We start from the raw sequence: 16291 nt of genomic DNA, 5'->3' as shown, positions 1-16291 counted from the left end.
GGTGTGCGAGAAAGAGGAGGAACAAAGAGTTCGAGGAAACAAAGGGAAGAGACTCGGAGCGTATAATATACGCGAGACTCGAAGACCTGCGGTTGACGAAGAAATTTGCCGTTCATCGTCTTTCGCAGCCTAGCGCCGATGGTAGTTGGGGGCTCCCCCTGTGAGAGTAGGACGTCGCTAGGCAAAATAAAAAACCGATACCTTCCGAGGTATCGGTTTTTTTGTGTTCATTTATGTATGAGTGATTAAGATGTATGGAGTAGAAGTAAACAAAGTAATGGGGCTTAGAAAACTGGCTTACCAATTCTTTATGCAGCGTAAGCTGGATAATAAAAAATCTCCCTTTAGACTTCGCACTCTAAGTAGCAATAACCATCCACATCGTTACTTAGAAGAATGATAACCTCACTTGTAGGTCTCACGTTGTGGCAATCCCTTTTACAAACTAAATTCATCAATTGCCTGGTCTATTTCGTCCTGAGATATCCCGATATAACGATCTTGTTGTGTAGGATAACCATCTTTTGTAATATCATGTCGATATTCCTTAAAGTATTGTGCAAACTCAATAGTAGCTTGGTCATATTACGTAAAGAGTTTACTAGACATAAACTATCGATTTGGAATTTTCAGTCTTATTTCGACAAAGAACACTATTATGTATGTTATGTTAAATAATAACAACAAGAATTTCGCAACAGACACCATTGATTACCTATATTAATTTGTAGAAAGGGGGCAAGGGGGGCTTTTTTATGTACTTCTTGAAGAAGTAGGACGCTGTCGCTATAAAAATTGGAGGGGGATGAAGTTGAAGATGAAAAAGAAGGGTAATCTAAAAAAAATGTTCAGCATTGTTGCAACATTACTCATGGTACTTTCCTTAATTGTACCGGGAATAGCAACTGCGGAACCAAATAAAAAACTGCACAAATCATTAAATGACTCTAACGTACTTTCGGGAAACAAATTGAGCAGTAGTTTACTAGAAACATTCGAAAAAGAGGACAGAGTTACTTTTCTCATAAAATTTAAAGAGAGTGCAGACACGGAAAAAGTAGCAGAGCAAGCAAAACAAGATGCTGGTAATGCAAATCTTTCGGCAAAAAAATCACAGCTCATGCAACGTTCCGCTGTTGTATCTGAATTGAAAATGACATCTCTTGAATCGCAACAAAATGTAAAACAGTATTTGGACATGCAAGTTAAGGCAGGGAACGCTAAAGATATTACGTCGTATTACATTGTCAACGGAATGGCTGTTACAGCTACAAAAGAAGTGGCGGAAAAAGTAGCGACATTCGCTGAAGTTGAAAAAATTCTACCGAATGAAACACGGGAACTTTATACAACGAAAACCAAAAATGCAGTAACACCAGAGTCTGGAATTGCCAATGTAGAATGGAATGTTAACAGGGTCAATGCCCCTAAAGTTTGGGACATGGGTATTGACGGTTCGGGAACAGTCGTCGCGAGCATCGACACAGGTGTCCAATGGGATCACCCTGCATTGAAAGAGAAATACCGCGGCTACAATGCAGCGACAGGTGAAGTGAATCATGATTTCAACTGGTTTGATGCGACTGCAGGACAATCAGCACCTTATGATGACCAGGGGCATGGTACACATGTTACCGGTACGATGGTAGGTGGTGAGCCAAATGGTTCTAACCAAATTGGTGTAGCACCGGGTGCGAAATGGATTGCTGTCAAAGCATTTTCAGCGGATGGGGGATCAGATAGTGATCTATTGGCAGCAGCGCAATGGATTTTGGCCCCGACAGATTCAAATGGTAATACACGTGTCGACCTGGCACCAGATGTTGTGAATAACTCATGGGGTGGGGGTGCTGGTCTTGATGAGTGGTATCGCGACGTCGTTAAAAACTGGCGCGCTGCACAAATATTTCCTGGATTCGCAGCTGGAAATACAACGATATATAACCCAGGGGGACCAGGATCAGTAGCATCTCCGGGTAACTATCCGGAATCATTTGCAACTGGTGCAACCGACATTGACAATAAAGTGGGAGGTTTTTCCTTACGTGGTCCATCACCGTATTCGGAAATTAAACCAGACGTCTCTGCACCTGGAGCGAACATCCGTTCAGCAGTCCCGGGGAGTGGTTATGAAGGCGGTTGGAATGGAACATCGATGGCTAGTCCGGCAGTTTCGGCGATAGCGGCAATGCTCCGCCAAGTGAACGCGAACGTAACAGTCGATGAAATGGAACAGATTCTTTTAGATACGGCAGTCCCGTTGACGGATATTGAATATCCACAGACTCCGAACAATGGGTATGGATATGGACTTGTCGACGCTTATATGTCTGTTTCTGCAATCATTAATGGTCTTGGAAAGCTTGAAGGCCAAGTGGCGAAAAAAGGGGAGGATAATGAAGCCCCAACATTCACTCATACTGCGCCCGTAGCAACATATGAAGGAATGGATCTCGATTTGAAAATCAAAGTGAGTGACAACATTAGCTTAGCATCCGTCGTACTGAACTACCAAGGTGCAACCGGAGAATGGAAAGCAGTGAATGCCTCTCAGAAGTCTGGAGATTATAAGTCCGGAGAATATGTAGCAACGATTCCAAGTGAGGAAATCGCTGGTGATTCGATCGCTTACAAATGGACAATCAATGACTTTGGGAATAACGAAGTAGTAAGTGAAAATCACACTATCGAAGTGAAACCAGCTATTACAGTTGGCTATTTCGAAAATTTTGAGAAGACACCAATCGGTTGGACTTCATTTGGGTTAATGGATACTTGGGAGTGGGGTGTACCGACATCCGGCCCTGGTAAAGCTGCATCTGGTGAAAAAGTGTACGCCACAAATCTTGAAGGTCCGTATGGGAGTAATATGAACGCAACACTCCTTATGCCTCCAATGGATTTGCCAGAAGGAAATTCCTACTTGCAATTCAAACAATGGTATGAATTCGAGCAATCAGCAGCAGGGGCAGCTTATGATTACGGACATGTTTTCATATCCACTGATATGAAGGAATGGACACAACTACTCAAGATTCAAGGTCGATCAAGTGCTTGGTTTGAGACGGAAGTCGATTTGTCAGCGTATAGCGGTCAGCGCGTCTATATCGGGTTCAATGGATTTTCAGATGGAAATGTTGAAGAGGATGGCTGGTATATCGATGATGTCACTCTAGTTGATACATCGCAAATTGGAAAGGTTTCAAAAGGGGTTAAACAAGGTGACAAAGGAAATACGGTGAATACCGAAAAAAGTGGTCTTGATAGTGTCAAAAAACCAAACAATAAAAATCCCGACGTGATTATAGAGAAAGGGAAAGATTTATTCGAAGAAGCGATTGACCCAACAAAAATAAAACCCGCATTGCCTGAAAAAGAAACAACACCAGGCGAAGGGAATTTCAACCCGATGGTCTTACCAATTGGAGCACAAGTGAGTGTACTTGAAACAGGACGTTCAGTCTATTCAAACCTTGCTGACGGGAAGTATTCGTTAATTCATGGCATAGGTACATTTACTACGAAAGCAGAAGCTTACGGATTCCAATCTAAAGAACAAACCGTTCAAATCGAGGCGGATAAATCGACACAAGCGAATTTCATATTAGAAGAACTGCCAAAAGCAACGGTTAGCGGTACAATTACAGACAAATCAACAGGTGAAGGAATCGAAGGAGCGAAATTACTTCTCCTTGAAGATGCAAATATCACACCTGTAGTGACAGATGTAAATGGTAACTATTCCATCACTGCTTATGAAGGGGATTATACGCTTGTAGTGTTTGCACGAAGTTACGGTGGTCAGAGAACTACCATTTCAATCGGCAACGATACGGCACTGGATCTTGAGCTTGAGCCGTATTATACGTACCCAGGTGGGGAAATTGGCTATGATGATGGAACAGAAGAAAATGCATATGCGTTTTTTGCAGCTGGAAATGCTTGGGGAGTGAAAATGACTCTTCCTGCTGGAAAAGAATCTGCAATCGTATCCGATGGCATCTTCCGCTTCTCGGATGAGAGTTGGCCAAGACCTGGTGGAACTGCTTTTGCAGTAGAGGTGTGGGATGCAACAGGTGCAGATGGTGCACCCGGTAAGAAACTGGCTGGTCCATTTAGCGCGCAAGCAAAACGTGACGGTACATGGACAGTCGTTGATTTGACAGAATACAATATTGAAGTTGATAGCGATTTCTACATGGTCTATGTTCAGACGCAGGGTAGAACGAATGCACCTGGACTTGCGTCAGATACAAATACCCGGAACTCTAACCGAAACTATCAATTTGATGCAGGTTCATGGACACCTTCACTTACAAGCGAAGGAAACTTCATGATCCGTGCACGTGTCATCTATGAAGTGATTGAACCGGTTATTACATCTCCAGTACAAGGCTTTAGTACTAATGAGAAAAACGGGGTAATCGAAGGAGTAGCGTCCACATCGACGACAATCCAATTGATGAATAACGGAAAAGAGGCAGGTTCTACTTTAGTTGGTGATGATGGAAAATTCGCTATCCCTATGGAATTTGTTGAAGGTGCAAATGAGATGATCGCTGTGTCGAAGATGGGTGGTAAAGTAACAGGTAAATCTGCGCCAGTTACAATCACGCTTGACACGATCAATCCTAAACTGACACTCGACAATCCGAAAAACGGAGATAAGACGAATCGTGAAACGGTGACAGTCGAAGGGACGGTTTCAGATGTCAACCTCAAATCAGTCCAAGTGAATGGTTTCGAGGCAGCAATTGTTGACGGCAAGTATTCTAAGCGGATTTTGCTTGATAATGGTGTGAACGAAATTACAGTTGTCGCAACCGATATTGCGAACAATCAAGTTTCAAAGACAGTAACAGTAACAGCAAAATTCAAGCATAAACTATCGAAACCTTAACACCGAACAAAGATCTTCATTTAATTACTGGTAAGATTGTGAAAAATGAGTTTGATAGTGAGCCAGGGCATAGGTCAAGCTTTACCTTTTAGTAGGTTATCAAATAGCAATTAAATCCAATATCATTCAAAATAGCTTTTTTGGTCAAGGAATCTCATATTTTGCTTTTTAAATATGAGATTCTTTTTTATGTTATTTCATCATTTAATATAATAGGACAATTTATTGCAAAACCCTAAAGGAGCTGATTATTTGATCACCATTTTAGAAAACATAAAGGAATTAACTTCTATATTAATATTCATTTCCAGCATTATTTATCGTAGGCAACTTAAGCTAACTAAGTGGAAAAGAAAACTTTCTAAAGGCGAAATGACAATGTATATAATTACTTCAATTGCAATTCCTTTTTACGGAATTACTTATTTTATTCTACTATTGGGAACATAAATTGCGTTTTTTTCTCCAGTTTAATTATTCCCTTTTGTTCTGGCCTTCTCACAAAATCCTCTATTATAAAATCAATGTTTGTAGCACTCTTTTATCAAAGTCCCAATTTCTAAACTCAGTTTGTTTTTTGTTGTAATGATAAACAACAGTGCAGTCGCACCATACTATAAGAAATCACAGGGGAATTATTTCTTGTTATTCTTGTTGTTTTCCTATGAGCTGGTTCCGGATTTGCAATCGCTTTAGCTTTGGATCACTTATTATGGATACTCGTATTGTACTGACTCTTGTTTTTATAATCTTCCGATTGGTATTATTATTGCAACCACTTATTTCCCTGCAACAGTTGTCATGCCTGTTGTGTTTTGTATGCTTTTCCAACAAATATTAGGTTTTCTGTTTAGTAAAGTGGTAGAAAAATATCAAGATAATCATAATTCGAAATCTGCAACTACTTTTAGTTAGTGGGTTGTGGAGACCAACAGATCTGATGCTTGAAGAACTACTAACCAAACATGATAGAGAGACGAGGTGAGTTCCATTGAAGTCCATTTTTATTGGTATTTGTGCTGCCTTCTTTTTTGCATTTACATTTATTTTTAATGCATCCATGGAGTTGTCTGGCGGGAGTTGGATATGGAGTGCCTCACTTCGGTACATTTTTATGATTCCATTTCTTTTGTCTATTGTACTAATGAGAAAAAATCTATTAGCACTAATAAAAGAAATGCAAAAACAACCAGGAAAATGGATATTATGGAGCTTCGTTGGCTTTGTTTTATTTTACGCACCTTTATGTTATGCGGCTGCGTATTCACCTGGTTGGCTGATTGCTGGTACATGGCAAATTACGATCATTTCAGGTGCATTACTTGCACCGTTATTTTTTGAAACAATACAAACCAAGAATGGACCTTTACAGATTAGAAGGAAAGTTGCCTTTAGGGGTCTTTTCATGTCAATGATTATTCTGTTAGGTATTGTTCTAATGCAAATGGAACATGCCAAGCAACTTTCATTAGAAAACCTCTTATTGGGAGTTGTCCCCATTCTAATCGCATCATTTGCCTATCCTTTAGGGAATCGCAAAATGATGGATGTATGTGAAGGGCGATTAGATGCATATCAACGAGTATTAGGAATGACGTTAGCAAGTCTACCATTTTGGCTTTTGCTTTCTTTGTATGGCTTTTTTACGGAAGGATTACCAAGTGGAGGACAAAGCTTTCAATCGTTATTGGTAGCTCTTTTTTCAGGCGTCATTGCCACTGTCTTATTTTTTATGGCTACTGATTTGGTAAGAGGAAATATGCAAAAGTTAGCTGCAGTTGAAGCAACACAATCAATGGAAGTGATATTTGCATTAGCTGGTGAACTAATATTTCTATCTATACCACTTCCTTCTCCAATTTCCTGGGTCGGTATTTTTATCGTCATCATTGGAATGATATTGCATAGTTATGTTTCAAATAAAAGAGTAGAAAATAATCTTAATCATTCATTGAACGAAAATTAAATAATAGTTGCGGTGTTGAAAGTAGGCATTGCTTTTTTACTAAAGGGCGTAGATCCGTGACGAGTATGATCGCGGTTATCGCTAGTCATATGCTACTTGGTTATGATTCCAATCTTCGCTCTGGAAAATGATGTTGTTTTATTAGAGATATAAAAAGATAAAACAAAGCAGGGAGAACAATCACCATTCCAATGATCAGGTATGTTAGACGGGTGCTGATATCCCATAATGCAGATGAGGCAAACACGATTCCTAGAGGCATTGTTATCCTAAATAAAAACAGGCGAACTGCACTAAGTTGCGTTAAGCGTTCTCGAGGAGCCTCTCGCTGAAAAATAGCGGCACTTTGAGCATTAAAAAGAGGGAATAACATTCCACCGATTAGTTCACATATCCATGCAAGGGGTACTGAATGGACAAAAAACAAGAGAATAAATGATAGACCTCCTCCAAACAAACCAAGGTACATCGTAAAAACCGTTTTCGGTATTTTAGTAAGAATTAACATCCCAATAACATAACCAATAGGAAAAGCTCCTTTGAAAATAGCATATTCCCAATCCTGTCCTTCAAGTTCACCTTGTATAAAAGGAACACTTAAAACCATTGTTGCCCCTACAGCAAATTGGACTGTCGAAGAAAGAAGCGTTAGTCGTAAAAGATTTGGGTATTTAAAAAAAGTTCGATAACCTTCTTTCAGTTCAGTCCACCAAAACTTTTTTGTCCACGTGGCGACCGTTTTCTGGCTTGACTGTGGTATTTGCGAAAGCGCCAAGAAACTGGCCAAAAACAGTATCGAAGAGATTCCATAGATGTATTCCATAGGAATGACCAACAATAATAATGAAGTAACACCTGGAGCAATAATAATCATGAGTCGCAGTGTGGTGTCCAATAATCCATTTGCATCAACAAGCTCGTCATCTTTGCAAATATCAGGTATGAGAGCAAATGAAAGACTGGCGTAAATGGGTTGCATCAATCCCAAAATGCACTGTAGTAAAACTAATCCAAACATAATTCCAAATTCAGAGTCCATTAAGTAACCAGCTAGTGGTAAAAAGTAAGCACTGGCACGAATCAACTGGATGTTTCGAAGCATTTTCTCTTTCACAACGTGGTTCAGAAATGGAGCACTAAGTCCTTGAAGTATTAATGAAGGTATAAAGTAGACTAGCCAAATTGCCGCCATCCATTCCTTTGAACCAGTTAATTCATAAAGCAGCAACCCATTAATTATCCCCCCAGCTGCTCCTCCAAATTCTGATACGACTTCACCTAACCAAAGTGATTTAAATGATTTAGAGTGCTTTTTCATATCGTGTCCCCAAGGTATTGAGTTAGACGTTCAGAAAAAGCGTTAATTCGAGTCATATTTGCCTTATAGATTCCTTTATCAACCTGAATAAATTTTGCTGCTTTTAATAATGAGAGCTGATGGTGGAGAGTGGTTTTTGAGATGCTGAACTGTAAACTTAAATCTTGTAGTGATGAAGATTCTTTAACCAACTGATAAAGAATTTTCAACCGAACTTCATCTCCTAATGCTTTGTGTCCCCGAATGAGTTCTGCCGAAGGAACTCCGGGCTCCGTCAAATACTCTTCTTTTAAAGGATAGAAATATAATTTTGTGTCAGGCGTACGGACTTCTAGGGTCCATGGGCGATAAATTACCTGCGGAATCAATTTAACTGTCCAAACAGAAGGTTCCGGAAAATACCTTACTCCACCCGTAATTAATTCGATTGTTTCGATAGGGTTGTTCTTATCCAGTGAATTATATTGCTTCTCCTCAAAATCTAAGGTTCGAATCCACTTTTCCCATTTTTCATTCTGGCGTATCCAGGTGTACCAATCAGTCATAAGGTTGATGAATAAAGTGCAAATTTCTTGATATGAATAAGAACCAAGATGACGGATGTATTCACCGAGATAGGCATGGTCATTAAAATAGGACGCATAAGACTCAAATGAATCGCCTTGTTTGTATTGTGCAGAAATCTCTCTACGCATTGGTTCCATCTCTCGATCCTTATAAGGCAAAACCGTTTCATAAAATTCATTTGGATTCATTTCTGAAAGCTGGAGAGAAAAATCGGTTATAGATTTTGCAGAAAACCTTTCTTGAAGCAAGATTAATCCATACCATAAATTAGTTCTTTCTATTTCATCTAAATACTTGAGGAGAATTTCAGACATGGAATCCAGATTGGACTCCCACATTTCGTCGAACTCAAAAGTATGTCTTAGTTGCGTGTGGGTAAAACCAGTAATTCCAAGAATCACCTCCCATACTTGTGAAGATTCTACTTCTATCGAGATAGTTTCTATTGGTTGCGAGGAATAATGAAGATTCATCCGAGTGCCTCCTTCATCTATGAATGTATTCTATAATAATGGAATTATAAATTCAATAATTTCCGAATTATTTAATAAAGATATTACAACTAACTTTCTTAAAACTCTTACTTATTAGTTGATATTCAGTCAAAGGGGTAGATTTCCATTCAAAAGTCGTAGATGATATTCAAACTAATGGAGGGTGCAGACAATATTTGGAATGGTACAATTTATTTAAGACTAATGAAGAAAGAACGTGGTTATATGAATAGAGGACTTTATTTGGCTTACGTATGTGCGGGTATAAATGCAGTAATAGTGGGTTTATCTTTCTTATTCACAAAAACGGCTATTAATATTTCTAACCCAATAGATACCTTAGCCTTCCGTTTTACTTTTGCTTTCATAACGGTATTGTTATTAGTAATGTTTAAAATTGTAAAGGTAGATTTAAGGTTAAAGTCATATTATAAATTAATACCATTAACCCTGTTTTATCCGACTTTTTTCTTTACTTTTCAAGCGTTTGGTCTTGAATCAGTACCTTCGTCAGAAGCCGGGATACTTTTTGCAACCATACCAATTTTAACAACAATTTTGGCTTCATTTTTTCTAAAAGAACAAACATCAGCTTATCAAAAGCTTTCTATTTTAACCTCGGTCTTTGGTGTTTTTTATATCTTTTCGATGAAAGGCGGCACTGTTTCCATCTCAAATTGGGTAGGTATTTCATTGCTGTTGATTTCATGTATATCGCTATCAGGTTATACAGTAATGGCTCGTTCTTTATTGAAAACTTTTAAACCGTTAGATATAACATTTTTTATGTTAGGGATAGGTTTCTTCTTTTTTAACACTATTGCAATTTATCAACATATATTAAATAAGAGCTTACAATCTATGTTTATCCCTTTGACTAACTTAAACTTCGTTGTTTCTATTTTATTTCTTGGGATTCTTGCATCTTTCGTAACGTCGTTATTATCTAATTTTATTCTCTCAAAAATATCAGCGTCCCAAATGAGTGTCTTCTCCAATATGTCTACTGTAGTCTCTATTATTGCTGGAGGAGTAATATTAAATGAAAAAATATATCTATTTCATATAGTGGGCTCAGCTCTTATAATTATTGGAGTTATTGGAACCAATTTGTTGAAAGATAAGCATATTCTCAAACGGACAGTTACTTGAATTCCATAGCACTTCTCGCAATAGTAGAATTAAATCTACTCATAATAGAGAAAATCATTTATATGTATATTTAAATGTATCATAAAGTTTCTTTGGGAATTTTGAAATCTTTCATATAAGTTGAGCTTTTTAAAAAGGTGTGCCGAGATTTCACTCGTCATGCCTTTTGCTATTTTAATTAACAATTGCTTTATTATAAGTTTAACAAGTATAACCATTATTTCTTTACTTTCTAAATAATAATAGCTACCTCTTTTTTGCATTCCGTTAGAAATAACTATTTCATCTACAATTTTTTTAAACTCAGCAGTCTCCATTAGGACTCTGGTTTTGAGGCCATTGCTAATAAGATCGAAGTGCCAGTTGAACCAGGTGGTGCAACGACTACCCATCACTTACTGAAATTTTGTTTGACACATGCAATGATTAAAGTATTGATACATAAAGTACTTCACCCTAAATCCTCCTAACACTAATTGATTTTTAGAATTTCCCTTAATTGTAATCTACATTCAGAGTAAAGTAGCATTCATAGACAGTTAGTTCTATTAATCACTAATGGTGTTTTTGGTACAAATATCCTAGTTAAACTTCTATTCCTCGATACGAGTCCCTAGTACTATCTATCGATTTGATTCTATTAAAATCGTAATAATTGATAGAATGGTTTTGATTTTCAGTCTTTTCCCCCAAAGTTAAAATGTATTGCATTCATAACTTGATAATTTATTACAAAATTTCACCCATCCACCTTTGAAAATATGCTATTTTCCACAGGTTTTCGTGCTTTATTGACACGTACTTAAAATATTTTTTAGTTGAATGGGTCAATGGAATCGCATGGAATTCCCCCAATTTAAACTGTTCTAAGGAGTAGGTATAATACAAATTACAATAATTTTCAGATAAAAGGGAAGGGGATGTGATTTAGAAGAAATAATATTCTCGGGCAAGATGGCTCTAATGCCAAATTGAAAAATGTAAGAGGAATTTTGTTGAAATCAAAATTGTTAAAGCGCACTTTCTCAGTTCTATCGCGTTACGATCTTTACAAATTCTTAGCAAGAAAGAGGGAGCCTATGAAAGAGAGAAAATATCGTTGGTATAGCAAAACATCGAAAACTTCAACTGCCATTGCTTTATCATTGGGTTTACTTTTATCCTCCGTCCAGTTTGGGATCGGACCTGTTTCGGGTGCAACTGGTAAATCAGCAGAACAAATCTTAGCATCGCTCACCCCAGAACAACAAGCGGCATTAAACCAACTCGAGATGACAGAAAACTATGGCTTGCAGGGATTTTCAGATGAAGAACTGAAATCAGACAAAGACATTTCTGTTATCGTACAATTTAAGTCCAAGCCAGGAAAAGTAGCTGTATTAGAGGCCGCTCTGAAAGGCAAAAAAGTAACCAAACAAGAAGCCAACGAACAGGTAGAACAAGAACATTCCACATTCCAAAGTGAACTGGAAAAAATCTTACCTGCTGCCACTTCTTCTTCAGAAGTCAAAAGTGCAGAACCTTCTTATAAAATCACCAGTTCCTACAAAACTTCTTATAACGGGGTGGCTCTTACCCTTGCTGCGAACCAAGTAGAGACGTTGATGAAATCGGAAGTGGTCCAATCCGTACACAAAAATATCACCTTTACGGTAGAGCCCCCTTCCATCGCACAGGAAGAATCTAATAACGCTTCGACGCAAGCGGCTAATGTTCCCCTTGTAGGAGTAGACAAGCTTCATGCGGAAGGAATCACAGGGAAAGGCGTAAAAGTAGGGGTCATCGATACAGGGGTCGACTACAATCATCCTGATCTAACAGATGCCTTCAAAGGTGGCTATGACTTTGTCGATAATGACAACGATCCGATGGAAACCACCTACGCAGATTGGAAAAAGTCAGGTAACCCGGAATTCAATAGCGGAATCTCCTACTACACGGAGCATGGGACTCACGTATCTGGAATCATCGTCGGTCAAGCTAAAAATGATAGTGAAGTCTCTGTCAAAGGAGTCGCTCCAGATGCTGACCTCTATGTGTACCGTGTCCTTGGACCATATGGTAGCGGTACTTCGGAAGCCGTAATGGCGGGGATCGACCGAGCCGTTGCCGATGGCATGGATGTCATTAACATTTCCTTGGGAGCAGGAATTAACGATCCATACTTTCCAACGAGTACAGCCGTGAACTATGCGGTATTAAGTGATGTCACTGCCGTGGTGGCTGCGGGTAACTCAGGACTTAACTCTTACACTCTCGGCTCTCCTGGAACTGCTGCACTCGCTCTCACCGTTGGAGCCAGTGATGTATCCATTTCTCATTCGTCCATGAAAGGGGCGATCGGAACACTCAGTGGGCTGGAACTGCTTAACATGGCAAAATCCTTCACTGATAACCTATCTACTCTAGAAGGGAAAAGTTTAGAACTAGTAAACGTAGGTCTTGGTGGTAACGCGAATTACACGGGCAAAGATGTGAATGGCAAAATCGCTTTCGTTGCTCGGGGAACATATGCATTTGCAGATAAAGTGAAGTTTGCGAAACAACATGGCGCGGTGGCTGTCTTAATGTATAACAACGAACCTGGCCATATTCCTGCTTACTTGGGAGAAAATCAAAACTTTATTCCTACTTTCTCTCTTACTCAAGAGGATGGAATCAAGGTGAAGGAGCAACTAACTGCAGGAAATATATCCTTCACATTTAGTAATTTAACTGTAACCAAAACACAAGGGGACACCCTAGCTGACTTCAGTTCTCGTGGACCAGCCAAAAGAACCTATGACATCAAGCCAGAAGTCACCGCTCCTGGAGTCAGTGTGTTGTCTTCTGTACCCGCTTACATCGGGAACCATGACGCACCAACCGATTACAAATATGCGTATGCTCGTCTCTCAGGTACTTCCATGGCAACGCCAAATGCGGCTGGTGTAGCAGCACTCTTATTACAAGTCAATCCAACGTTACAGCCTGAAGATGTAAAAACAATCATGATGAACACCGCTGATCCACTGAATGGTTCCTACAGTGTATTTGAAGTGGGAGCAGGACGCGTGGATCCTTATCAAGCCGTCCATACGGGGATGAAGATTCAAGTACAGGATACGACCCTAGTTCCTAACGCTGATGGAATCACTACTATCAAAGAAAAAACAGGTGGCATTGCGTTTGGCACTCATTATGCAGGTGAAGATCTTAGCGTTACCAAAAAGTTGAAATTTCAAAACCTAACTGATAAAGTAAAGAATTTCAATTTGAACGTTCAGTTCCAAGCGGTGAAAGGTAGCCTAGATGCCGTAGCCAACCAGGTACAAGTGAAATTCCACCCAACCTTAACAGTGGATCCAGCTTCTACCGAAAGTCTACATGTTACCATCGAAGTGCCTAAAGCAGCTGCTGAAGGAATTTACGAAGGTTACCTCTTAGTGACCAACCAAGAGGATCAAACCGAGCAATATCGGATTCCATTTAGTGTTCGTACAGCGGAAGACAACTTCAAAACACTGGATATCGATGGTAGTAATATATTTTCCCCAGCCTACTATCGCTATGATCACTATGGCGAATTTAATAGACAATCTTTGGTATCTGCGCAAATGAACTTGAAATCACCAATGAAAACCATGGACATGATCTTAGTAGACCGGAAATCTGGGCAAGAGCTTGGTTTCGTTGGACGACACAATCTGGTTGGAAAAAACGTCGATACAAGCTATTTCCTAGTTATGTTTAATGGAAACTACTATCCGTTTACAGCCGATGGAATCTCTACAGAAAAAGCACAAGCAAAACCGGGGCAATACCAACTGAAAACGATTACGACTACTGAGGCTGACAAAGTTCTTACCAAATCCTTCGATCTATTAGTAGATATTGATCTACCTACTTTTACAAGCTCATTGGATCAAGAGTCTCCGATCCTTGAGTACAAACCAGGTCAAACTACTTATCCATTTGAAGTGCAAATCTATGACAAAGAAATTGAAGCGGCAAAACAAGCAGGGATGGCAGTCGACCAATCCAAAAACCGGCTCTTGTCGTACTTCAACAGTCCAGTACCTAGCTCTGTCCGTATGGACACAGCGGGAAAATGGAAAGAAGAAATACCGATGGATGAAAAAACTCCGGTCCTAAGCTTTAAGATGGATGGATTTGATGGAGGTGGGAACATAGGTGGAAGGAAAGCCTACTACTTTGTTAAAGAAGGTACTCCATTTGCTTATGGAACCAGTAAACAAAAATCGATCGCATTAGGGGAAACGATTACCACTACCCTCACACTGGACAATGTACAAAAATTAAAGTCAGCCACTTGGAATTTGTTAGACTCTGACTTTTATGGTCCTAAATTTGGCACTCAACTAGAAGTGGTTGAGGCAAAACCCAATGCAGCATTAAGTGAGTTTGGTGAAGGAACAGTAACCGTTACCTATACGAATGGAAAACCATCGATCAAACTAGATGTAGCGTCTACGAAAGAAGTTTCTGGCAAAGTCCCTGCTGTAGACGTAACTATTAAGGTGAAAGATACTGCTTACTCTACAAGAGCAGGATTTAATGCAAAGGTTTCTTATGTGAATGAAGCGGGCACATCAACCAATCCCTTCTTTGCACCATTTTCTTGGAACGTCACCCCTACGTTCTCTGAAGCATTTGGCTACCTTACAGCAGAAGGTTTTAGAAAGTATGCATCTGGTCAAGTTATCATCTGGGATAAAAAAGATTGGGTTCAAGCTGGGGCTAAAGTAATCTTTTCCGATGCTATGGGTAAAGTCTACGATGCAACTATAAATAGCAGAATCCAACCAGAGTTCCTTGTGACTAAGCTTCCGTTAACCGATCAACTATTTACCAAAGAAGTACACCTACCCGGGCACTTTATTACGATACAAAAAAATCAAAAAGTTGGCTTCTTACGCAACGGTGTGTGGTATGGGCAATATATGTACATTGACAACAAAGAAGCAGTAGCAGGTGATGTAAACCAAGACCAAGTAATCGACATTTACGATGCACTGGCGATTCAAGAAGCTTGGGGCACAAATAAACGCGAAGCAGATATTAACTTTGATGGTATTGTTAATGCAACAGACATCGGATTTGTCAAAATCAACTACTTAAAAGTAAATCCAGATGTAGAAAACACGCCAAAACCTGCAGATCATGTGAAGAGTAAAAGATTAGATGATATTTTAAGAGAACTTGGAGTTACACCTTAATTCAATTTGCTTTGGGAGTCCTGATCAGTTCAGGACTCTTTTTTTTATCATTTTAGCTCTTATTTGGACTGATAGCATGGTCCACAATAAATTCTGCCATAGGCTTCAAACGTTTCATTAGACTCTAAACGTTGACCGCAATCTGAACAACTCTCCCTATACACATTTGGGTTTTTCAAGTAAGCACTAACCATTATTTTTATACTTTGAAGTAACAGCCTTTGGTTGTTCTTCACGACTCCGTTTCATTTCATGTTGGGATGCCACGGTCAAGATGGGAAGGTATTAATGCAAAAGATATTAGAATTTATCTTATTGATAACCTAAAAGAAGCATTAGAGTTAATGGTAAAAAAAATAAAAAAAGAAAAAAACAAGGTAAATGAAAATGAATTATGGACTGATTTTGCAAAAGTAGAAAGAGATTTCTTATTAAACTAACGGGGGCTTTAGTTGAAGATTCGATTTCTGAAATAATCAATCTTTTTTATAAAAATGAATAGCAATAAACAGGTGAAACCGCGTATTTTGATCAAACTTTGTTCAAAATACGCGGTTTATTTTTTACCTAGAAATTGAGGATGCCCGCTAAATTTTAATCAAACTTTTTTCAGTTATCCTGCGAACTATTATTTGTTAACAAAATGAAGAAACACTTCTTCTATCTCGGCTATAT

General features: G+C 39.0%; 7 protein-coding genes and 1 pseudogene. 4 read left to right on the top strand and 4 right to left on the bottom strand.

The window, feature by feature from the left end:
* Nucleotides 1-817: 817 nt before the first annotated feature.
* Complete coding sequence (locus tag HMPREF1210_RS10520) at nt 818-4900, top strand: S8 family peptidase (protein ID WP_016428662.1); 4083 nt, start codon at nt 818-820, stop codon at nt 4898-4900.
* Between the two features lie 991 nt (nt 4901-5891).
* A complete protein-coding gene (locus tag HMPREF1210_RS10510; protein ID WP_016428660.1) occupies nt 5892-6866 on the top strand; it encodes a multidrug resistance efflux transporter family protein in 975 nt (324 codons plus the stop codon).
* 100 nt (nt 6867-6966) lie between these two features.
* Here the strand turns inward: HMPREF1210_RS10510 and HMPREF1210_RS10505 are convergent, their stop codons facing one another.
* Nucleotides 6967-8184: an MFS transporter gene (locus tag HMPREF1210_RS10505; RefSeq protein WP_016428659.1), complete on the bottom strand. Its 1218-nt coding sequence runs from the start codon at nt 8182-8184 to the stop codon at nt 6967-6969.
* Nucleotides 8181-9224 (bottom strand): helix-turn-helix transcriptional regulator, encoded by a 1044-nt coding sequence (locus HMPREF1210_RS10500; RefSeq protein ID WP_016428658.1) that lies wholly within the window; start codon nt 9222-9224, stop codon nt 8181-8183. The genes HMPREF1210_RS10505 and HMPREF1210_RS10500 overlap by 4 nt, the downstream gene beginning before the upstream one ends.
* Before the next feature lie 177 nt (nt 9225-9401).
* Here HMPREF1210_RS10500 and HMPREF1210_RS10495 point away from each other — a divergent pair, with 177 nt between their 5' ends.
* Nucleotides 9402-10397, top strand: a complete 996-nt coding sequence (locus tag HMPREF1210_RS10495) for a DMT family transporter (RefSeq protein ID WP_016428657.1) — start codon at nt 9402-9404, stop codon at nt 10395-10397.
* A 322-nt stretch (nt 10398-10719) separates the two neighbouring features.
* Here HMPREF1210_RS10495 and HMPREF1210_RS18070 read toward each other — a convergent pair.
* A pseudogene (locus HMPREF1210_RS18070) lies at nt 10720-10788 on the bottom strand (VOC family protein); the annotation flags it as partial.
* 688 nt (nt 10789-11476) lie between these two features.
* On the opposite strand from HMPREF1210_RS18070, the gene HMPREF1210_RS10485 reads away from it, so the two are divergent.
* Nucleotides 11477-15616 (top strand): S8 family serine peptidase, encoded by a 4140-nt coding sequence (locus HMPREF1210_RS10485; protein WP_016428655.1) that lies wholly within the window; start codon nt 11477-11479, stop codon nt 15614-15616.
* 59 nt (nt 15617-15675) lie between these two features.
* On the opposite strand, the gene HMPREF1210_RS18665 is transcribed toward HMPREF1210_RS10485, so the two are convergent.
* Complete coding sequence (locus tag HMPREF1210_RS18665; RefSeq protein ID WP_146173650.1) at nt 15676-15810, bottom strand: LIM domain-containing protein; 135 nt, start codon at nt 15808-15810, stop codon at nt 15676-15678.
* Nucleotides 15811-16291: the final 481 nt, after the last annotated feature.

It is taken from the genome of Paenisporosarcina sp. HGH0030 (assembly GCF_000411295.1).
Taxonomy (GTDB): Bacteria; Bacillota; Bacilli; order Bacillales_A; family Planococcaceae; genus Paenisporosarcina.
This window is presented reverse-complemented; position numbering and strand designations above follow the sequence as displayed.